We start from the raw sequence: 20,252 nt of genomic DNA on the forward strand, positions 1-20,252 counted from the left end.
TAGGTGCTGTCAAAATGTGTAATAGAAGAAGTTACACCAGACGTTGGACTTTCGGCAGCCCTGGCGGCGCGCCGCCCGCCAGGGCAAAAGGAAAAGACAAGCAGGACTCAGAGGACGCGAGAACAAATGGGCATGTATTTCAGCGGGTTTGCCACGCGCACCGGCGAGGGCTGCGAGGATTCTGTGCGCCGGCTGGCTCGTGAGCTTGACGCCGCCGACGCCGTGCTGGTGGGGGCTGGTGCCGGCCTTTTCACGTTTGCGGGGCTTACCTATTCGGGAGAGCGTCTTGCGCGCTATTTTTCCGACTTCGTGCGCAAGTATCATTTTGCCGACATGTATTCTGGCGGGTTCTACCCTTACGCCTCGGAGTCCGAGCAGTGGGGGTTCTGGAGCCGCTACATCTGGATCAACCGGTATGTGCCCATTCCCTCCGACACATACGGGCTGCTACATGGTCTCGTGAAGGACAAAGACTATTTTGTGCTGACCACCAACGTCGACCATTGCTTCCAGCGGTCTGGTTTTGACCGCAGTCGTCTGTTTTACACCCAGGGCGACTACGGCCTGTGGCAGTGTTCCAAGCCCTGCCACGATGCAACATACGACAACGAGAGCGTGGTGCGCAGCATGGTCCTTGCGCAAGGGTTCTCCATCGCGGGCGACGGCACGCTCGAGCTGCCTCCAGGCGGGCTCGATGCCTGTAGCCGCATGGTGCCAGAACGGCTCGCCCCGCGCTGTCCGGTGTGCGACCAGCCCATGTCGATGAACCTGCGCGCCGACGATACGTTTGTGGAGGACGCGGGCTGGCATCGGGCGGCGGCGCGGTATCAGGATTTCGTTCGTCGGCATGAGGGATGCCGCATGCTGCTGCTCGAGCTGGGCGTGGGCGGCAACACGCCGGTGATCATCAAATATCCGTTCTGGCGCATGGCGGAGTCTAGCCACAAGGCAACCTATGCCTGCGTGAACTTGGGGGAGAGCTTCTGCCCCCGCGAGATCGTTGGCCAATCTGTGTTGCTTGATGCAGGCATTACCCAGGTGCTGCGCGATGTGGCTCGCGAGCTGTAGCCCCACGAGTTGTAGTGGTGGGGCCGAGGATTCGCCAGCCGATGTCAAGCTTTCTGCTTGCCTTGGAGCTGACTCCAAGAGCTAAGGTGTAGGTGCAACTCGCGTCCGCGAGCTGTGCACATACAGACACGTAGGAGGGACTTTATGGTCAAGCAGACGGCGGGGCGTAACACCCTCGGTGTGGTGGCGCCTAAATTCGCGGAGCTCAACGACGACGTGCTCTTTGGAGAGGTCTGGAGCCGCGAGGACAAGCTTTCGCTCAAGATGCGCTCTATCGTCACGGTGGTGACGCTTGTCGCAAAGGGCCTCACCGACACCTCGTTCGAGCATCACATGGCAAACGCCAAGGCCAACGGCGTGACGCGCGACGAGATGGCGGAAATCCTCACGCACGAGGCGTTCTATGCCGGCTGGCCCAACTCATGGGCTGCGTTCCGCGTGATGCTCAAGATCTACGGCGACGAGGCCGACGACGGCAAGGGCGCCGAGTTCAAGCCGATGTTCGGCATGGGCAACCCCAACGAGGCCTTTGCCCGGTACTTTGTCGGCAACTCGTATCTGAACCCGCTGACCAATGCGGCCGAATGCGGCATCGGGCTGGCGAACGTGACCTTCGAGCCGGGCTGCCGCAACAACTGGCACGTCCACCACGCCGAGCGGGGCGGCGGGCAGATCCTCATCGCGACCGACGGCCGCGGCTGGTACCAGGAGTGGGGGAAGGAGCCGCAGGCGCTCGCGCCGGGCTCCGTCGTGGTGATCCCCGCGGGCGTGAAGCACTGGCACGGCGCCGCGGCGGACAGCTGGTTCAGCCACATCGCCTTCGAGGCCCCGGGCGAGGGCTGCTCGAACGAGTGGCTCGAGCCCGTGGACGACGAGCAATATCCGAAGGCGTAGCGCATCAAGCAGCTCGCGCGTCATGCCTCCGTCGCAGGTTTGGAACGTTTGCGAGCTTGGCGGATGCTGGAGAGGGATTTTGAGCGGGGCCGAGGCCGCCGGCGGGGCTGCCTCGGCCCTGCATCGCGTCTTGGGCGCTCACGGAGGGTTGGGTTTGCCCGCGAGGACCGGGCTTGCGCCGAGGCTCATCCTCTCTTTTGCATGCCGCGCCGCACGGCGCCTCGCTATGCCAGAAGGTCGCCGCGTCCGGGATGTTGGTACAATGGCTCCGCCTTACTGTGCCGCATGCGGAGGGAGCGCCATGGCGGATGAGCAGACGCGCAACTATCAGTTTTTCAATCATGCGGCATGCGAGTTCTACCCCTGTCACGACATGCCCGCCGAGGAGCTCAACTGCCTGTTTTGCTTCTGCCCGCTGTACTGTTTGGGCGACAGCTGCGGCGGTGATTTCACCTATGTGGGCGAAGCGGGCGACATCAAGGATTGCTCGCGGTGCACGCTGCCGCATCGCCGTGAAAACTATGCCTACATCATGCGTCAGTACGAGCGCGTGAGGGAGCTTGCCGCCCGCCGCTCGTAGAGGGGTCATTTGGGGACGGGGTCGTTTCATCCCATTTCAGTCGTTTGGGGCGGGGTTGTTTCGTCCCACCGTTCGCCGCCGCTGTCGCGCGTTGGCGGCAAAGCGCGGAGCGGCTCGGCGCCCGTCCGGGTACACGACCTACAACAGCTATGGATGGTGAGGAGGTCGTGCACGATGGCGAACGGATATGAGGCGGCGCGCAACGACGCGATGGCATCCGAGACATGCTGCTCGGAAGACGCATGCAGCCATATCGACGTGGGCTTCTGGTTCAAGGGATTTTTGGACGGCATGGCGGTGCTGGATGAGCCGCAGCGCGAGAGACTGTTTCGTTCGTGTGCGCGCACCTGTCTGGCGCAGGGCACCATGGCAATGTATGGTGAGCTGTTTGAGCAGGCGCGCGGCGATCTTGACGAATTCTTCCGCTTGGTGCGCGATATCCCCGGCGTTTCGGCTCGTATAGAGCGGCCTGGACATGCCTGGTGCCTCATTTTCGAAACGTGCAGCTGCCCGTTGCACGGGGCGGGGTATGTCGACGACCCGGCGCTTTGCGGCTGCTCGCGGCAGAGCGTGACGCTTGCCATGCACGAGCTCTGGCCCGACGAGCGGTTCACCGTCCACCTCGTCCAGACCGTTCTGCGCGGCGATCCGGTCTGCGAGCTTGCAATCGATCGCCTGACTTAGAAGAATCGGCCAAGGCGCGCGAAAAGGGCGCCCGAAAGGCCCCCCAGAGGTCGCATCGGTTTGTTGGCCAGCGCTTGCTTCGCGAGATGGCGGTCGTCGCCCGTCCCGCTACCTGCAAAGAGCTTGCCGACCGGCTGGGCATCTCTGCCTCGTCGGTTACGCATCACATGAAAAAGCTCGAGTCGCTGGGGTTGGTGCGGCTCGATCATACGGGGCGCGTGCGCGGCGTGACGGCGCGCTATTGGGTCGCGGTCCCTACGCAGGTCAATCTGCACATGCAAGACGGGGACGACCTTTCAGATGAAAAGGCGCTCATCGTAGACTATGTGCACCAAACGACCTATGAGCATCTCAAGGCCTATGTCAAAGAGGGCGGCGCGCGACGTGACAAGGACGCCGGCAACGTTTCGGGAGACCTCAGGTCCGGCTTTCTCTACCTTACCGAGGACGAGGCTCGCGAGGTACAGCGGCATATCCTGGCTATCGTAGAGCGGCACGAGCGCCCGCACGAGGGGGCTACCCCCTGGGAGTTCTCATTCATGTGGCTACCCCATCGTGAAGGGGGAGGACGTCTGTCGTCCGACGGGTAGGCAGCCGCCTGCCGACCGGCGCAAAGGTTCGCTGCCAGCTGGCGTGCGGGGCACCTCGCTTTGACATCGCGGAAAAATCTATCGGCGCCGACGCGTTCGGCCTAGGGACCCGGAAGGCGGGGATGGGCATGCCTGCTTCTCATACGCTGGTGTTTGCGCTCATGAACGGGGCGACGGGGCTAACGGTGCCCGTGCTGACGCTGATGCTCCTGGTACGAGGCGCGACCTTGGAGACGTTGTCTCTGTTCATGGGCATAACGCTTGCAGTCACCGTCGCGCTTGAGGTGCCGAGTGGAATCGCGGCAGACGTGCTCGGTCGGAAACGGCTTTTTATGATTGCGATGCTGCTCAACGTGGCGGGATATGCCTTTTGGCGACAGGCGCGAGCGTGTGGCTCGTCGCCGCGCTCGACGGCTCCTATGTCACGTTCTATCTGTTTGTGGGCGCGTGGTCGGTGTTCAAGCAGACCTTGCTACATCAGGCGGCGCCCGCACGCGAGCGCTCCAGCATGATGTCAGTGCAGTCCATAGCGCTGCGTTCCGGCGGGTTTGCGGCCTCGGCCGCCGGCGTGCCCCTTGGGGCGACGCTCTCCCTTCCGTGGGTCTGGCTGGTGTTCGCGCTCGTTTCCCTCTTGCCTTTGCTCTTTTCTGCTCGCGGTGCGGAGTCCCGGCGAGCGGCTGGATCGTGTAGGACCGAGGGGGTCTGATGTATGCGATCTTGAGCGGGCAGACGGGTTGATCGCAGGTGAGGGCTCACCTGGGTTCTGGTAATGCGTGTGCCAGCCGATCGGCGGATCTGTCGGAATGAATTATGCACTGAATGCATGAATCTTCATTCAACATAGGTCTTTTACATGATTGATCTGGCTTCTTACCATGGTTCTCGAAAGGAGCTGGGCTATGGGAGAGTTGCCAGAAGATGTCAGACGTTGCCTCTGCGAGTGCGCGTGCGCTGCCGACGTGGCCGAGCGCGCGCGTCGCTCGTGCGAGGAGGGGCGCCCTCGTGAAACGAAGCGTGTGCTGTTGGGCGAGCGGCAGCGACTGCTCGACGAGATGCATGCGTCGCAGCGAGGCATCGACGCGATCGACCACCTGCTGCATCGAGTCGGCTGCGAGTGCAAGCCGTCTCGAGCCTCGGGGCGGACGGGCCCGTGCGACGCAGATGCCGGCGAGACCGTCGTGCCGGGCCCGTGCGACGCGGGGGAGCGCGGCATGAGGGGCGAGGGGGCCACGCATGAGTGAGCGCGTGCTGGGAATTCTCGCGGATTCCTTTACCAAGATTCTCGTGCCGGGGCTCATGGCGACCGTGCCGCTCGCCCTCATCTCGTTCGCCTGCGCGCTGGTGATTGCGACCGCGGTCGCGCTCGTGCAATACACGCGCGTTCCGGTGCTGACACAGCTTGCCCGCCTCTACATCTGGATCGTGCGCGGGACGCCGCTGCTCGTGCAGCTCTACGTGGTGTTCTACGGCCTGCCCGACTTTGGCATCGTGCTTGATCCGTTCCCCACTGCGATCATCGTGTTTTCAATCAATACAGGCGCCTATTCTGCCGAGACGATTCGCGGGGCCCTCGAGAGCGTGCCGGCAGGACAGCTGGAGGCGGGCTATTGCGTGGGCATGAGCTACATGCAGGTCATGCGCAGAATCTTGCTGCCCCAGGCGCTGCGGGCAGCCTTCCCGCCGCTCTCGAACGAGCTCATCGCCCTGGTAAAGGACACGTCGCTCGCGGCGAACATCACGGTGCTCGAGATGCTCATGGCGACGCAGCAGATCGTGTCGCGAACATACGAGGCGCTGCCGCTGTACCTGGAGGTCGCGGCCATCTACCTCATGTTCTCTACGGTTTTGACCTGGCTTCAGAGCCTCGGAGAGAAAAAGCTGGCTTCGCTTGGCATGGAGAGGGGGTAGGCCATGATGCGGGAAAAGAAGCTTGATGCCGCGGGCGGTGCCAAGAAGGGTGCCAAGCGGGGCAGCAAGGAGGGCGTGGGTGCGCCGGCGGCGCCGGAGATCCTGCGACTCGAGGGCATCCGCAAGTCGTTCAACGGGACCGAGGTGCTTCACGGCGTTGACCTCACGGTTCGTCGCGGCGAGGTCGTGGCCGTGCTTGGACCGTCTGGTTCCGGCAAGACCACCTTGCTGCGCTGTGCGAATCTCCTCGATCGCGCCGATTCGGGCACGCTCGAGCTTGATGGTGGGCGCCACGACTTGGCGCGCGCCACCGCCCGCGAGGCGGCGGCGATCCGTCGTCGCACGGGCTTTGTGTTTCAAGGCTACAACCTCTTTCGCAACCGAACGGTGTTGGGAAACGTGTGCGAGGGCCTTGTGACGGCGCGCCGCATGCCTCGCGCGCAGGCGGAGGAGCATGCGCACGCCTGCCTGCGGCATGTGGGCATGGACGACCGCTGCGACGCCTACCCCGCCCAGCTGTCCGGCGGACAGCAGCAGCGCGTCGCCATCGCCCGGGCCATGGCGACAAGCCCCGAGGTCATGTATTTTGACGAGCCCACCTCGGCGCTCGACCCCGAGCTCACCGGCGAGGTGCTCTCGGTGATGCGGCGCTTGGCGGAGGACGGCATGACGATGCTGGTGGTCACGCACGAGATGGGGTTTGCGCGCAACGTGGCCGACCGCGTGGTCTTCATGGAGGGCGGGGCGGTGGTCGCCGAGGCGCCTGCGCGCGAGTTCTTCGAGCATCCCGCCAACGACCGCGTGCGCGCTTTTTTGGCGGTGCTGAACCAACACGGAGAGGATTGATATCTATGATGAACCAAGAGATGAGCCGTCGAGCCCTGTTGTCTGTGCTCGCCGGTGTGGCCGCTGCGGGACTTGCCGGCTGCAGCGGGCCCGAGGGCGCCCAAGGGTCGGCGGGCGCCGCCTCGGGCGGAGAGGACCTGCTCGCGCAGATTCAAGGTCGGGGCAGCATGATGTTTGCCACCGAGGGAACGTGGAGCCCGTGGACCTTCCATAACGAGGCCGGCAACCTCACCGGATACGACATCGAGGTCGCCCGCGCCATCGCCTCCCGGCTGGGCGTCGAGGCGGAGTTTGCCGAAGGCGAGTGGGACGGCCTGCTCGCTGGCCTCGATTCAGGACGCTACGACACCATGGCCAACGGCGTTTCGGTGACCGAGGAGCGCGAGGAGAAATATGCCTTCACCGAGCCCTATGCCTACAACCGCATCGTGGTGATCACCACGGCCGATTCCGACATCGCCAGCATGGATGACCTGGCTGGCAGGACGACCGCGAACACGCTGGGCTCAAGCTATGCCACGCTCGCGGAGAGCCATGGCGCCACCAACACCGGCGTCGACGACTTCAACCAAACCATCCAGCTGCTCGAGGCGGGGCGCATCGATGCGACGCTCAACGACGAGGTCGTGTTCTACGACTACATGGCGCAGCATCCCGATGCAAGCCTCAAGATTGCGGCGGAAAACGACGAGCCCACACACGTGGCGTTTCCGCTGCGGCGCGAGGACGCCACGACGGGCCTTCTCGACGCGATGAACGAGGCCATCGCTGAGCTGCACGAGGACGGCACGCTCTCCGAGCTGTCAAACGAGTTCTTCGGCATCGACATCACCGAGGCATAGCGGTGGATGGATGGGGACGGGTCCGTTTCATCCATTGCGGGATGGATGGGGACGAGTTCGTCTTATCCTTTTCGTCCCATGGGGCGGGGGTCTTGCACCATGTGGGCAAGGCGCCTCCGCCTCTGTTTGCCCATGTGGATAATCCCATCATCAGCAAAGAATCATCAGCCGAATCCATCTCAAAGGCTCGCTTAGAAAATCTTATATATAGACACTTAGATTTTGTATAGAGTTGGCGTTGACTGGTAACAATACCTCTCGAACAGATGAATGCTGCCCCGTAGGGCAGCGGGCCGACCCATGCGCCGCCGCGCGGGCCGGCACACCCCAAGAGAGGTGATTCGTATGAGAATCGACAAGCTGGCAATGACTGCTCGCGAAGCGCTGCAGACGGCCATGGGCATCGCGAGCGATGCGCAGGCCGGTGCGGTGGAGCCCATCCACCTGCTGGCCGCGCTGCTGACCGGCGGCGAGCGCAACATCTCGGTGATCATCGAGCGTATCGGCGCCGACCCTCAGCTGCTGGCGCGCGCCACCCAGGAGGCCGTGGAGCGGGCTCCGAAGGTTTCGGGAGACGGTGCCGAGATGGGGCTCTCGCGCGACCTTGTGCGCACGCTCGAGCGTGCCGAGAAACGTGCGAGCAAAATGCAGGACAACTTCGTGGTGACCGAGCATCTGCTCATGGCGCTGTCCGAAGGCAAAGACGAGGCGGCCCGCGTGCTGAAGGACGCGGGCGTCACGCCTGAGCGCATCGAGGAGGTCTATCAGGAGCTTCGCGGGGACGACCGCGTGACGTCGGCTGAGGACAAGACCCAGTTTGAGGCGCTGGCGCAGTATGGGCGCAACATCTGCGACCTCGCTCGCGCGGGCAAGCTCGACCCGGTCATCGGCCGTACCGAGGAGATCCGCCGCACCATCCAGGTGCTTTCGCGCCGCACCAAGAACAATCCCGTGCTCATCGGCGAGCCGGGTGTGGGCAAGACCGCCATCGTGGAAGGCATCGCCCAGCGCATCGTTGCGGGCGACGTGCCCTCGACGCTGCGTGACCGCGACCTCATCGAACTCGATATGAGTGCACTCGTGGCGGGCGCGAAATACCGCGGCGAGTTCGAGGACCGTCTCAAGGCCGTGCTCAAAGAGGTCGAGAAGGCACAGGGTCGCGTGATCCTGTTTATCGACGAGCTCCACACCATCGTGGGCGCGGGCGCCACCGAGGGCTCCATGGATGCCGGCAACATCTTGAAGCCGGCGCTCGCCCGCGGCGATCTGCATGCCATCGGCGCCACCACGCTCGACGAGTATCGCAAGTACATCGAGAAGGACGCCGCGCTCGCCCGTCGTTTCCAGACGGTCTTGGTGAGCGAGCCTACGGTTGAGGACACCATCTCCATCCTGCGCGGCCTCAAGGAGAAGTACGAGATCTTCCACGGCGTGCACATCACCGATAGCGCGCTCGTCGCTGCGGCGGACCTCTCGGACCGCTACATCGCCGACCGCTTCCTGCCCGACAAGGCCATCGACCTGGTGGACGAGGCGGCAAGCCGCCTGCGCATGGAGCTTGACTCCATGCCGGTCGAGATCGACCAAACCCAGCGCAAGCTCACCCAGATGCAGATCGAGGAGCAGGCCCTTATGAAGGAGACCGACGACGCCTCGAAGGAGCGTCTGGAGACGCTGCGCCAGGAGATCGCCGAGGTGCAGGAGAAGCTGAATGTCCAGAAGGCGGGGTGGCTCAACCAGAAGGGCGCCATCGACCGCGTCCAGGAGCTCAAAGGCCAGCTTGACGACGCGCGCGGAGAGGAGGAGCGTGCCACGCGCGAGGGCGATCTGGCCCGAGCCAGCGAGCTGCGCTATGCGCGCATTCCCGAGCTCGAGCGCCAGGTCCAAGAGGCCGAGGCCGAGATCGCTGCCCAGCGCGGCGACGGCGAGGGTCTGAACGAGCAGGTGACCTCCGACGAGATCGCCGAGGTCGTCTCTGCCTGGACCGGTGTGCCCGTGTCGAAGATGATGCAGGGCGAGCTCGACAAGCTCAAGAACCTCGAAGGCGAGCTGCACCGCCGCGTTATCGGCCAGGATGAGGCCGTGGTCGCGGTCGCATCTGCCGTGCGTCGCAGCAGGGCGGGCCTCTCCGATCCGGACAAGCCCATCGGCAGCTTTTTCTTCCTGGGCCCCACCGGCGTTGGCAAGACCGAGCTGGCGAAAGCGCTGGCCGAGTGCCTGTTCGACGACGAGCGCGCGCTCGTGCGCATCGACATGTCCGAGTACATGGAGAAGTTCTCGGTCCAGCGCCTCATCGGCGCGCCTCCGGGATACGTGGGCTACGAGGAGGGCGGCCAGCTCACCGAGGCGGTGCGCAGGCGTCCCTACAGCGTGATTCTGCTCGACGAGATGGAGAAGGCGCACCCCGATGTCTTCAACGTGCTGCTGCAGGTGCTCGACGACGGCCGCCTGACCGATGGCCAGGGTCGTCAGGTGTCCTTCAAGAACACGATCATCATCATGACGTCGAATGTGGGTTCCAGCGCCATCGCGGAGCTCTCCGGCAAGGATGACGAGGCGATGCGCCGCGAGGTCGACGACGCCATGCGCAAGACGTTCCGTCCGGAGTTCTTGAACCGTATCGACGACATCGTGGTGTTCCATCCGCTCGGCATGGCGCAGATCGAGAGAATCGTGGATATCCAGCTGGCCGAGGTGCGCGAGCGTCTGGCAAAGGAGCGCATGACGCTTGACGTCACGCCGAGTGCCAAGCAGATGCTTGCAGTAGGCGGCCTCGACCCGGTCTATGGCGCGCGTCCGCTGAAGCGTCTTATCCAGAGCGAGGTGGTGGACTGCATTGCCAAGGCCATCATCGACGGCGTGGTGCGCGAAGGCGACCAGGTGACGGTGGACGCGGACACCGACGGCGGCTTCTTCGTGGTAGAGGACGCCTCGGGCCCGGCTCCCACCTATGAGGTGCCCGAGGCGTAGCGAGTCATTCGGGGACGGGGTCGTTTCATCCACTCGTCGGGGCGTTCCGATTCGGTGGCCGTTGGCCGCTCCCGTTGGGACGACGCGTCCGCGCCAAAAGAGAGAAGGGAGGGAAGGCGGCGGTCCGAGCAGAGTTGTTCGGGCCGCCGCTTCACGTTACGTCTTTCTGCCTTGCTCGGGACAGGGTGGAGAGAGGGAGATGCTCAAATTGGCACAAACGACATCGTTGGAGAAGGCAGTTCTTGCCATACTAGGAGAGGGACGCTATGGCGAGGGGAGCTATCTTGGAACACTCAGATAAGAAAGAGGCGACCGCGCGCGACGCGCGCCGGCAGGACGCACGGCCCGACCCGTTTATCCGTGCGGAAAACGAGGATGACGACGGGTATGATCCCTATTCCGACCGCCGGCCCGAGCCTGAGCCGCTTTTCGAACGCGATCCATGGGGATAGCTGAATCGGTCATGCGGTCGCATGCTGCTGCCTTGGGGGAGGGCGACAGTCCCGCCGTGCCGCCGGAGGAATACAGCATGGCATCTATGGGCTGGCTGTGCGAGGGCTACCGGTCGAGCTCCTTTTTCACCTTTGAGTCGTAGAGCGCCGCGAGCACGCCTAGGACGGCGTCAAACGCGCAGCAGACGGCGGCGGGCATGGCGCTCGCGTTCAGGCAGATGAAGGCACCGATAATGCCCAGGATAACGCAGAGCGCGGAGATCGCCATGTGGCTGCCCAGCGCGCTGGGGCGATTGGCCCCGCGCACGCCCATGGCGGCGCTCGCAAAGAGCGCTACGCCCAAAACGATGGCGAGCACGCCTCCGATCGTTGCGGCAACCGACGCTTCGAGAGCGATGACGAGGAGGTTGACCTCTCCTGTAGCGGAGCCCGCGCCGCTTGCGCCCATGACGCCCAGGACGACGGTGACGACGGCGAGAATGACTTGGATAAAGCTCACGATTTTGAGCAGCTTGCGAGCGGATGACATGAGAACCTCCCGGGGTTTCTTCGTGTGTGGCGGCATCTGTTCTGCGCGCGAGTCTGGGCTTTGCCAGAAAGTTCGGCCCAGGATGCCCGCACATGGTCGGTCAACTGCCTAGTATACGCGGATGCGGCGGCGACGTGACGTGGGGCGCGATAAGCCTATGCCGTCGCGGGCAGCTCGGGGTTGCGATTGGCATACTTGGCGGTAAAGCCTTCGATGTGCAAGGTGCTCGCGATGATGTCCTTGATTACCTCGGTGGAGGTGTAGGGATGCGAGCGTATGAACATGATGAGGCCGCTGATGAGCACGTAGAAGGTCTCGAAGACGTGGTCGATCAGCACTTCGTGATAGCGCTGGAACTCAACGACGGTCGACTCGCACATGTACCGCGCGCAGCGCTCGGCCACGCGGTGCACAAAGTCGGTATACAGCACGGCATCGCCGCCCACCGAGATGGCCTTCGGCAGGTCGGGCGTCTGCAGCACCATTGAGCGCAGCAGAACGGCGATGGAGTCGAGCGCGCCTTCGATGTCGCCACGTGTGCGGCCGGCGTTCCAGGTGCGCAGCCGCTCGATGAAGGCGTCGATGGTGTAGTCGAGCGCAGCCTCGAGCGCTGCCTCTTTGTTGGGGAAGTAGTGATAGAACAGCGAGCGGGTGCATCCGACATGTTTGGTGATATTGGAGACCGAGAGCTTGCTGATGCCCTCTCGTGCGCACACGTCGATGACCGCTCGAAGGAGCTCCTCTTTGCGGGCGTCGTGTGCAAGACGTGTTTGACGGGACTGGTTGGTGCGTGGTTCGCTCAACGCCGTCACCTCTCTTGAGATGTGCAATGTGTGCCGATTCGCCCTCATAAGGCGGGCATATCACGGTCCCATGGCCCGAGCCTTTGAGGTCGGGTTCGCGGAATGGGACCATGGGGCACATTCTGACATATTGACAAGACATTTAGGCACATATCGTCAATAAAACCAGAAGCGGCGCCGCATAAGCGACGCCGCCATCAAAGTCTGGTGCCCCCGGGCGGATTCGAACCGTCGACACCCGCTTTAGGAGAGCGGTGCTCTATCCCCTGAGCTACGGAGGCAAACAATGTGATTCTAGCAGAAGCGCGCACGCCGCGCAGGGATGACGGGACGTCGGCAGAAAGCACAGACGAGGTGAAGGGACTGCATAGAAAGGGAGCCTCCGGCGCATTGCCGAAGGCTCCCAGATCAGTCGAGGGGCTCACGTCCCAGAACCGTTCGACCTACTCCTCGCTACCCTTGGAGATGATCACCGTAAGGGTGTTTCCCGAGAGGGTGGCGTCCATGATCATGCCGGTGTCGTAGTCGTTGCTGGGCTCGTACTGCTTCTTCACCGTGATGCCGTCGGGTACGCTGAGGTTGCTCTCCCAAGTGCCCACGAGCGCGGAGGCGTCGGCATCGGTGAAGTCGCTCGACCCGGAGCCGGAGCCGCCGGTGTCAGAGCCGGATCCGCCGTTGTTGCCGCTGCCGCTGCCCGAGGTGGACTCGGGTCCACGCGAGATGACGACGTCGATGGTGGTGTCCTTCGCCAGACGTCCGCTGGGGTTCCATCTGATGACCGTGCCCTCGGGAACGGTGCCGCTGTACTCGCGCGCAACGATGTTCATGCCAAAGCCGGCGTCGGACAGGGCGCTGCGGGCCTGGGACTCGGTCATATCGGTGAGGTCGGGGACCTCGACGGAATCGGGGCTCACGGCAACCGTCACGGTGACGGTCTCGCCCTCGTCGATCATCTCGCCGGCATCGCGGCTCTGATCGATAACGGTGTCTTCGGTGTCGGTCTCGCTCTCCTGCTCGCGAATCTCATAGGTGATGTTGAGCCGCTGGAGCATGGACTCGGCCTCAGAGCGCGTGCGGCCCATAAGGTCCGGCATCTCGGCCTGCTCCGTCGAAGGACCGCGCGACACGGTGATGTCGATCTCGGAGCCTTCGGGTGCCTGCTGGCCGTTGTCGCCCTTGGGGGTCTGGTCCATGACCTCGCCCTCGTCATATTCGTCGCTATAGCCAGGGTCGACGCTGCCCACGGTGAAGCCGGCGCTCTCGATTTCGCTGCGGGCCTCCTCTTCGGTCATGCCGATGACGTTGGGCACGTCCACCATGGTGGCGCTGTTGCCAAACAGGTTCACGGCGAACGCGACGATGACGCCGAGGAGGGCGATGACGAGGATGACGCCGGCGACGATCTTGCCCTTGCCGCCGCTCCTCTCGGGCTCCTCATAGGAGCTCGAGGCGCCGCTGAGCGGGGCCCTGCCGGCAGAGCGCGTGCTCTCGACGGCGGGGCGCGCCATGGCGCGCGTCTGGTCGCTCATGACGCGGGTCTCGGTGGCGCCCACGCCGGCAACGCCCGCGCTGATGACGCGCGTCGGCTCGGGCACGTCGACCGTGCGCCCGGCGAGATAGCTGTTGAGCACCTGGCGCAGCTCGTCGGCGGTCTGGAAGCGATTGGCGGGGTCCTTCTCCATGCAGCGCAAGATGATGCGCTCGAGGTCGGCATCGACGCCGGGGTTCACCTGCGAGGGCGGGACGGGCAGCTCGTTGACCTGCTTGAGGGCAACCGAGATGGCGTCGTCGCCGTCGAAGGGAACCTTGCCGGTGGCGCATTCATACATGACCACGCCGAGCGAGTAGATGTCGGAAGTGGGTCCCAGCTCCTGGCCGCGCGTCTGCTCGGGGGAGACGTAGTGGGCGGTGCCCAGCACGTTGTTGTCCTGGGTGAGATGGCTGTTCTTGGCGCGGGCGATGCCGAAGTCCATCACCTTGATGTTGCCGTCGGGCTGCACCATGATGTTTTGCGGCTTGATGTCGCGGTGGATGATCTCGTGCTTATGTGCGACCGAGAGCGCGGCGCAGATCTGAGAGCCGATCTGCGCGACCTTCTTGGGATCGAGCGCCCCGTGGGAGCGGATGCCGCTCTTAAGGTCGGTGCCGCGGAGGTATTCCATCACGATGTAGTAGGTGTCGCCCTCTTTGCCCCAGTCGTAGACGCCTACGATGTAGGGGCTCTGAAGGCCGGCGGCCGCCTGGGCCTCTTGCTTGAAGCGCGCGGCGAATGTCGCGTCGGCCGCATACTGCGGCAGCATGATCTTGACCGCCACCGTGCGGTCGAGAACCTGATCCTGCGCGCGGTAGACGGTGGCCATGCCGCCCGAACCGACTTTATCCTTGAGGAGGTACCTTCCCCCGAGGACCTGCTGCTCCATCTGTGTGCTCCTAACCAAACTCATCCATGCCCGAGGTGATTTGTACCCCTCGGGGTTGATTCCAACTCAACACCGCGATCCTGCTGCGCACGACCGCCTGCCGCGATGCGGATGCCTTCCAAACAGGAGGGGCGCCCGCATCGGGAGGGGCTACGAGCTCTGGGCGGCGAGCGCCGCAGCCAGAACTCGCCCGGCGACGGACGCCGCCGAGATGTCGTGGTCGTAGTAGTTCTCGATCACGACCGAGATCGCGACCGTCGGTGTGTCATAGGGCGCGAATCCCACGAAGGTGGAGTTCGCGTTGTCGTTGTTGACCTCGCCGGTGCCGGTCTTGCCGGCGACCTGGACGCCGCTGATGGCTGCCTCGCCGCCCGTGCCGCTCTGGACGACGGAGAGCATGGCTTCGCGAATCTGCTCGGCGGTGCTTGCGCTGATGGGCTGTCCCAGCGAGCGCGGCTGGGTGGTGCTCACCACGGTTCCGTCGGGAGCGAGGATCTGCGATACCACGTAGGGGTTCATGGCGATGCCGTTGTTGGCGACGGCGGCGACCATGACCGCGTTCTGCATGGTGGTGACCTGCGGTCCGGGCGTATGCCCCTGGCCGACAGGCTGGCCGGCGCCCGCCCAGGCGGTCTCCCATTCCGTCATGGTCGACGGATCGGGCATGATCGAGGGCGTGGTCGAGAAATCCTGGCCGAGGGAGGTGCCATAGCCATATGCGTTGGCATATTGCACGAGGGTCTCGGCGCCAAGGTCGACCGCCAGCTGGCCGAAGGCGACGTTGGAGGATACGGCGAAGGCGCGCTGCAGGCTGATGGTGCCATAGCCCACGTCCCCGGCGTTGGTGACTGGCGCTCCGCCGATATCCATCTCGGCGGGGGCGCTGTAGGTGGTGTCGAGCGTGGCGAAGCCGGTCTCGAGCGCCGCGGACAGCGTGACCACCTTGAAGGTGGAGCCCGGCGTGTAGAGCGCCTGGGTGGCGCGGTCGTACATGGCCGAGTCCGCGGTGTTGCCCGCGAGCACCGAAGCGATGTCGGTGTTGTCGTAGGTGGGCGAGCTCGCCTTGGCGAGCACCGCCCCCGTGCGCGGGTCGAGCACCACCACGGCGCCGGAAAGGCCGCTCAAGGCCTGCTCGGCTGCCTGCTGGATGCGCGAGTTGATGGTCAGCATGACCGAGTTGCCCGGCTGCGAGGTGCCTGCGAGCGAGTTCAGGGCGTTCTCCCAGCTGGAATAGTCCTTCGAGCCGGTGAGCGTGTCGTTCATGGAGCTCTCGATGCCGGCGGAGCCGTACTGCGTGGAGTAGTAGCCGACCGTGTGCGCCGCAAGGTTGCCGTTGGGATAGGAGCGCACGTAGGTGCCGTCCTCCTGCTGCAGCGATTCGGCGAGCGTCACGCCGTCGGAGGTGATGATGGAGCCGCGCTTGATGTAGCGAGAGCGCTCGATGGTGTGGTTGTTGGAGGGCATGCTCTGGTACTCATCTGCCTGGATGACCTGGATATAGGTGAGGTTGCCGATGAGGACGGCAAACAGAGCTGTGAACAGGAACACCGTGCGGGTGAGGCGTTTGGCGAGCGCCACGCGTCCCAGTACGCCCGACTCAGGCGTGTCGAGCAGGCGCCGGCGCAGGCGGGAGCCGGGGCGCGCATGCGAGCCGCCGCCGGTTGTGCCCGCCCCCTGAGGGGCCTTGGGACCATTGAAGATGCGCGTGCCCGCCTTGCTCGCCACGGCGCCCGCCGCGACCTCGGCGGAGGCCTCGGGCAGCGAGGTCATGATGCCTGTGCCGGTGAGCTCGGTCTCGCGGCCGGTCGCCTCGTCGCCGGCGCGCATGAGCAGGGCGACGATGATGAAGCTGGCGAGCAGCGACGAACCGCCCTGGCTCATGAAGGGCAGGGTCACGCCCGTCAGCGGGATGAGGCGGGTCACGCCGCCCACGATGAGGAACGCCTGGAAGCTGACGGCCGCGGTGAGTCCGGTCGCGCTGAAGGCGGCGAGGTCGCTCTTGGCGCGCGCTGCCGTGGTGAGGCCGCGAACGGCGAAGAGCATAAAGAGGATGAGCACCGCCGAGCCGCCGAGCAGTCCCATCTCCTCGCCGATGGAGGAGAAGATGAAGTCGGACTCGACGACCGGGATGTTCACCGCAAGGCCCTTGCCGATGCCTGTGCCCACCAGGCCGCCGTCGGCGAGCGAGAACAGCGACTGCACCAGCTGGTATCCGCCGCCCTGGGCGTCCTGGAACGGGTCGAGCCAGATCTGGAAACGGGTCTGGACGTGGCTCATCACCTGGTAGGCGCCAAAGCCGCCGACGCCGAGCAGCACGAGGCCGATGAGCACGTAGGACAAACGGCCGGTGGCCACGTAGAGCATGATGAGGAAGATGGTGTAGAACAGAAGGGCGCTGCCCAGATCGCGCTCGAAGGCCACGATGACGAGGCAGATGCCCCACACCACAAGCAGCGGCACGAACAGGCGCAGGCGGGGGAGCTTGAAGCCCAGGATGTTGTGGCTCGCAATGGAGAACAGCTCGCGGTTCTCGGCGAGATAGCCTGCCAGGAACAGCACGATGAGTACCTTTGCAAACTCGCCGGGCTGGATGGTGAAGATGCCTGCGATGCTGATCCACAGGCGCGAGCCGCCGCGCTCGACGCCGATGAAGATGGGCAGGATGAGCAGGATGATGCCGATGATGCCGAGCGTGTATTTGTAGCGCCGCACCACGTCGAGGTTCTTCACCAGGGCGAGCGTGCCCACCATGAGGGCGATGCCCACAAACAGAAAGACGATCTGGTTCATGGCGAGCTCGGGCGCGAGCCGGGTGACGAAGGTGATGCCAATGCCCGACAGCGCAAACACCACAGGCAGGATCGCGGGGTCTGCGCCCGGGGCCAGAAGGCGCACGGCGATGTGGGCCGCGGCGAATGCGACAAACAGCCCGATGGGCACGGCGAGCGTGCCGAAGGTGAGGGCGGTGCCGGTAAACACCACATACATGGCGTACAGCAGGGTTACGGGGAACGCTGCAGCTATGAGCAGGAAGAGCTCTGTGTTGCGTCGGCTACTCATTGCGCTGCGCCTCCTTCCTGGGTCGTTTCGTCGCCTGATGCGTCGGCTGATTCGGGGCCCTCGCCCGAGGAGCCCTCGTCGTATGCGCCGGCGGCGGCGTCGGGGGATACGTTGCCCACCGCCTCGGCGATATTCGCCTGGCGGGTCAGGGCCTCGTCGATCTGCTTACGGTAGCGCGACAGCGTGTCGCGCGCGTCGTCCATGCTCGACTGCGGGATGCCGTCGCGCAGGCGGTTCTGCGTGTCTTCGGGCAGGTTCTCAAGCTCGATGGCCGTCTCGTCGTTGAGCCAGTAGAGGTCGATGCCCAAAAACGTTTCGGGGATGCCGTTATAGATCGCCACGTGGTCGTCCTTCACGCCCAAGAAGAGCGAGTTGGTGATGGACACGGCGAGCACGATGCCTGCGATGGCAAACGTCGCCACGAAGGCGACGAGCGCGATGATGACGTTGCGGCGACGCCTGCGCATGATCTCGCGCATGCGTCCGTCATCCACCACGTCGACCACGACGACGGTGACGTTGTCCGAGCCTCCTGCGGCGAGCGCCGCGTCCACCAGGTTGTCGACGCAGATCTGCGCCGTTGCCGACTGGTTGGCGATCTCTTCGATCTCGCCGTCGGGAATCATGCTCGAAAGGCCGTCGGAACACAGGATGAGCCGGTCGCCCTCTTCGATGTTGAGCTGGAAGTGGTCGGCATACATGGCGGGGTCGGACCCGAGCGCGCGGGTGATGACCGAGCGGTTGGGATGTACGCGCGCCTCGTCGGCGGTGATCTCGCCGGCGTCCACGAGCTCCTCGACATAGGAGTGGTCGCGGGTCACGCGGATCAGCGTGCCCTCGTGCACGAGGTAGGCGCGCGAGTCGCCCACATGCGCGAGGGCGATGGTGTTGCCCTCGATGTAGGCCGCGGTCGCCGTGCACCCCATGCCGGGCTTGCCCAGGCCGTTTTCAGCCGCCTCGATGATGGCGGCGTTCGCGGCCTCGATGGCGGCTGCGAGCTGCGAGGGGTCTGCCGCCTTGGGCGCCATGCGCGCCACGGTCTCGACGGCGATCGAGGATGCCACCTCGCCGGCGGCGTGCCCTCCCATGCCGTCGCAGACGCAAAACAGCGGCGACTGAACCAGATAGGAGTCCTCGTTGTGCGTGCGCACGCATCCCACGTCGGAACGGGCGCCCCACATGAGCGAGGTCGTGGTGCCCGCGTCGTAGGTCGAGTCGGTGTCGATGCGCTCCTCGGTGATGGGCGCGAAGCTCATGGTCGAACCCGGGTCGCCCAGGCGCGACTCCACGGCGGTCACATCGATTTCGGCCGTGGTGTCAGGGCGCGCGGACACCCCTTGGGCGACCTGCGCGCTCGCGCGCGAGGTCTCTTCATAGGGCGTGGCCCCGTCGTCTGCGGGAGCGCTGCCCGCGAAGGGCGCCTCTCGGAACGAAGCGTCGCCGGTACCTTCGGGCGCGGAGGCCTCGAGAGGCGCGGCGACTGCTGCGTCGATGTCTGGTGCGGCCATGTGCTCGGGCTCTGCGACGGGCGTCGGCTGTGGCTCGACGCGCAGGTGGGCGCCTGCCAGCGGGGCCTCGTCGTCCTCGTCTGCAGGCAGGCTCGCCCCGGCAGGCGCGACCGACGCGGTCTCGTCGACAGGCGCAAAGGCGTCGCCCTGAGGCACGGTTCCGCCCTCGGCGCCGGCGGGCGCGGGGCGGCGGTCATAGCCTTCAAGCGGCGGAAAGATGCGGTCTTCGTCGGTGGTCATCGGCGATTCACTTTCATAACGACGTCGCCGATCTGGACTTCGTCGCCCTCGCGCAGGGTGGCGGGCTCAAGCAGCTGGTGCCCGTTCACGAGCGTGCCGTTGAGCGAGTTCAGGTCCTCGATGACAAGCGCGGGACCCTGCAGCGAGAAGCGTGCGTGGCTTGCCGACACGAACGGCTCGTTGATGCAGATGTCAGAGCTGGGGGAGCGGCCGACGATGACCGGGCCCAGCATGTCGACGTGGATGCCGCGAATGCCGCGCGGCCCCTTGTCGACGTCGATGGTCCAGATGGCGGAGTCGCGTCGCTGGCCGCGCACCAACCCGACGCCGGTCTTCATGACGGCGAAAAGGAAGATGTACAGCAGGACGACGAGCACGATCCTGCCTACGAAGAGGGTGATATCGATCATGTGGCAGCTCAGCCCCTAAATTCGAACGTGCTAAGGCCAAAGGTGAGCAGGTCTCCGTCGCGCAGCGGGCAGCGGGTGACGCGGCGGTTGTTGACGAGCGTCCCGTTGGTGGAGTTGAGGTCCTCGATGGACCATGCGCCCCCCGCGCAGATGATCTGGGCGTGGCGGCGTGAGACGTTGGGGTCTTTGAGCGCGACGTCCGAGGACGCCCGTTCGCGCCCGATGACGCACTGCGGCGCGCGCACCTCGAAGGCTTCTCCGGTCACGACGTCGACCAGCTGGGCGGCGGGCTGCGCCGCGGAGCGAGGGTTGACCATGTTCGAGGCGATGCTCGCGGCAGCCCCGAGAGAGGCGCCCGTCGCCGCTGCTCCGCCCATGCCCGCGAGGGCCTCGCGGCTCACCGTCTTGGGCACGCTCACCACGGGGTCGGGGATGTTGGGGGCAAAGG

At 64.8% G+C, this 20,252-nt stretch carries 19 protein-coding genes and 1 tRNA gene; 12 read left to right on the forward strand and 8 right to left on the reverse strand.

The annotated features are described in order from the left end of the window. Window positions 1-126 precede the first annotated feature (126 nt). The 12 genes from H6A15_RS05125 (at window position 127) to H6A15_RS05180 (ending at window position 10,834) form a co-directional block, all read left to right on the forward strand. Window positions 127-1,068, forward strand: a complete 942-nt coding sequence (locus tag H6A15_RS05125; protein WP_239462366.1) for an SIR2 family NAD-dependent protein deacylase — start codon at window positions 127-129, stop codon at window positions 1,066-1,068. A 144-nt stretch (window positions 1,069-1,212) separates the two neighbouring features. Then, complete coding sequence (locus H6A15_RS05130; protein WP_204672680.1) at window positions 1,213-1,962, forward strand: carboxymuconolactone decarboxylase family protein; 750 nt, start codon at window positions 1,213-1,215, stop codon at window positions 1,960-1,962. Window positions 1,963-2,263: 301 nt separating this feature from the next. Beyond that, window positions 2,264-2,542, forward strand: a complete 279-nt coding sequence (locus H6A15_RS05135) for a cysteine-rich small domain-containing protein (RefSeq protein WP_239462367.1) — start codon at window positions 2,264-2,266, stop codon at window positions 2,540-2,542. Window positions 2,543-2,716: 174 nt separating this feature from the next. Beyond that, window positions 2,717-3,226 (forward strand): hypothetical protein, encoded by a 510-nt coding sequence (locus H6A15_RS05140; protein WP_204672682.1) that lies wholly within the window; start codon window positions 2,717-2,719, stop codon window positions 3,224-3,226. Window positions 3,227-3,312: 86 nt separating this feature from the next. After that, window positions 3,313-3,816 (forward strand): winged helix-turn-helix domain-containing protein, encoded by a 504-nt coding sequence (locus H6A15_RS05145; RefSeq protein WP_204672683.1) that lies wholly within the window; start codon window positions 3,313-3,315, stop codon window positions 3,814-3,816. 388 nt (window positions 3,817-4,204) lie between these two features. Beyond that, window positions 4,205-4,522 (forward strand): hypothetical protein, encoded by a 318-nt coding sequence (locus H6A15_RS05150; RefSeq protein WP_204672684.1) that lies wholly within the window; start codon window positions 4,205-4,207, stop codon window positions 4,520-4,522. A 193-nt stretch (window positions 4,523-4,715) separates the two neighbouring features. After that, a complete protein-coding gene (locus H6A15_RS05155) occupies window positions 4,716-5,057 on the forward strand; it encodes a hypothetical protein (RefSeq protein WP_239462368.1) in 342 nt (113 codons plus the stop codon). Beyond that, a complete protein-coding gene (locus H6A15_RS05160; protein WP_204672685.1) occupies window positions 5,050-5,724 on the forward strand; it encodes an amino acid ABC transporter permease in 675 nt (224 codons plus the stop codon). Before H6A15_RS05155 ends, H6A15_RS05160 begins: the two co-directional genes overlap by 8 nt. A 3-nt stretch (window positions 5,725-5,727) precedes the next feature. Beyond that, the gene (locus tag H6A15_RS05165) at window positions 5,728-6,570 is read left to right on the forward strand and encodes an amino acid ABC transporter ATP-binding protein (RefSeq protein ID WP_239462369.1); all 843 of its coding nucleotides are present in this window, start codon (window positions 5,728-5,730) and stop codon (window positions 6,568-6,570) included. Between the two features lie 5 nt (window positions 6,571-6,575). Next, window positions 6,576-7,412: a transporter substrate-binding domain-containing protein gene (locus H6A15_RS05170; protein ID WP_204672686.1), complete on the forward strand. Its 837-nt coding sequence runs from the start codon at window positions 6,576-6,578 to the stop codon at window positions 7,410-7,412. 345 nt (window positions 7,413-7,757) lie between these two features. Continuing rightward, the gene (clpB, locus tag H6A15_RS05175) at window positions 7,758-10,382 is read left to right on the forward strand and encodes an ATP-dependent chaperone ClpB (RefSeq protein WP_204672687.1); all 2,625 of its coding nucleotides are present in this window, start codon (window positions 7,758-7,760) and stop codon (window positions 10,380-10,382) included. A 284-nt stretch (window positions 10,383-10,666) separates the two neighbouring features. Further along, a complete protein-coding gene (locus H6A15_RS05180) occupies window positions 10,667-10,834 on the forward strand; it encodes a hypothetical protein (RefSeq protein ID WP_239462370.1) in 168 nt (55 codons plus the stop codon). Between the two features lie 106 nt (window positions 10,835-10,940). Here H6A15_RS05180 and H6A15_RS05185 read toward each other — a convergent pair whose 3' ends face one another. From H6A15_RS05185 to H6A15_RS05220, 8 genes are all read right to left on the reverse strand, one after another. Then, complete coding sequence (locus tag H6A15_RS05185) at window positions 10,941-11,363, reverse strand: hypothetical protein (RefSeq protein ID WP_204672689.1); 423 nt, start codon at window positions 11,361-11,363, stop codon at window positions 10,941-10,943. Between the two features lie 155 nt (window positions 11,364-11,518). Continuing rightward, window positions 11,519-12,166 carry a TetR/AcrR family transcriptional regulator gene (locus tag H6A15_RS05190; RefSeq protein ID WP_239462371.1) on the reverse strand — a complete coding sequence of 216 codons (648 nt, stop codon included), beginning with the start codon at window positions 12,164-12,166 and terminating at the stop codon, window positions 11,519-11,521. Between the two features lie 205 nt (window positions 12,167-12,371). Next, window positions 12,372-12,447, reverse strand: a tRNA-Arg gene (locus H6A15_RS05195). 162 nt (window positions 12,448-12,609) lie between these two features. Continuing rightward, complete coding sequence (gene pknB / locus H6A15_RS05200; RefSeq protein WP_204672691.1) at window positions 12,610-14,586, reverse strand: Stk1 family PASTA domain-containing Ser/Thr kinase; 1,977 nt, start codon at window positions 14,584-14,586, stop codon at window positions 12,610-12,612. Window positions 14,587-14,736: 150 nt separating this feature from the next. Continuing rightward, entirely contained in the window at window positions 14,737-17,646 is a 2,910-nt protein-coding gene (locus H6A15_RS05205; protein WP_204672692.1) for an FtsW/RodA/SpoVE family cell cycle protein, read from the reverse strand. Then, window positions 17,643-19,394: a Stp1/IreP family PP2C-type Ser/Thr phosphatase gene (locus H6A15_RS05210; protein ID WP_204672693.1), complete on the reverse strand. Its 1,752-nt coding sequence runs from the start codon at window positions 19,392-19,394 to the stop codon at window positions 17,643-17,645. The genes H6A15_RS05205 and H6A15_RS05210 overlap by 4 nt, the downstream gene beginning before the upstream one ends. Next, window positions 19,391-19,804 (reverse strand): FHA domain-containing protein, encoded by a 414-nt coding sequence (locus H6A15_RS05215; RefSeq protein WP_087409804.1) that lies wholly within the window; start codon window positions 19,802-19,804, stop codon window positions 19,391-19,393. The genes H6A15_RS05210 and H6A15_RS05215 overlap by 4 nt, the downstream gene beginning before the upstream one ends. Window positions 19,805-19,812: 8 nt before the next feature. Continuing rightward, on the reverse strand, window positions 19,813-20,252 hold a 440-nt coding region (locus H6A15_RS05220), incomplete at its 5' end, for an FHA domain-containing protein (RefSeq protein ID WP_239462372.1).

The sequence above is a fragment of the Enorma phocaeensis genome (genome assembly GCF_016901575.1).
Taxonomy (GTDB): Bacteria; Actinomycetota; Coriobacteriia; order Coriobacteriales; family Coriobacteriaceae; genus Limicola; species Limicola phocaeensis_A.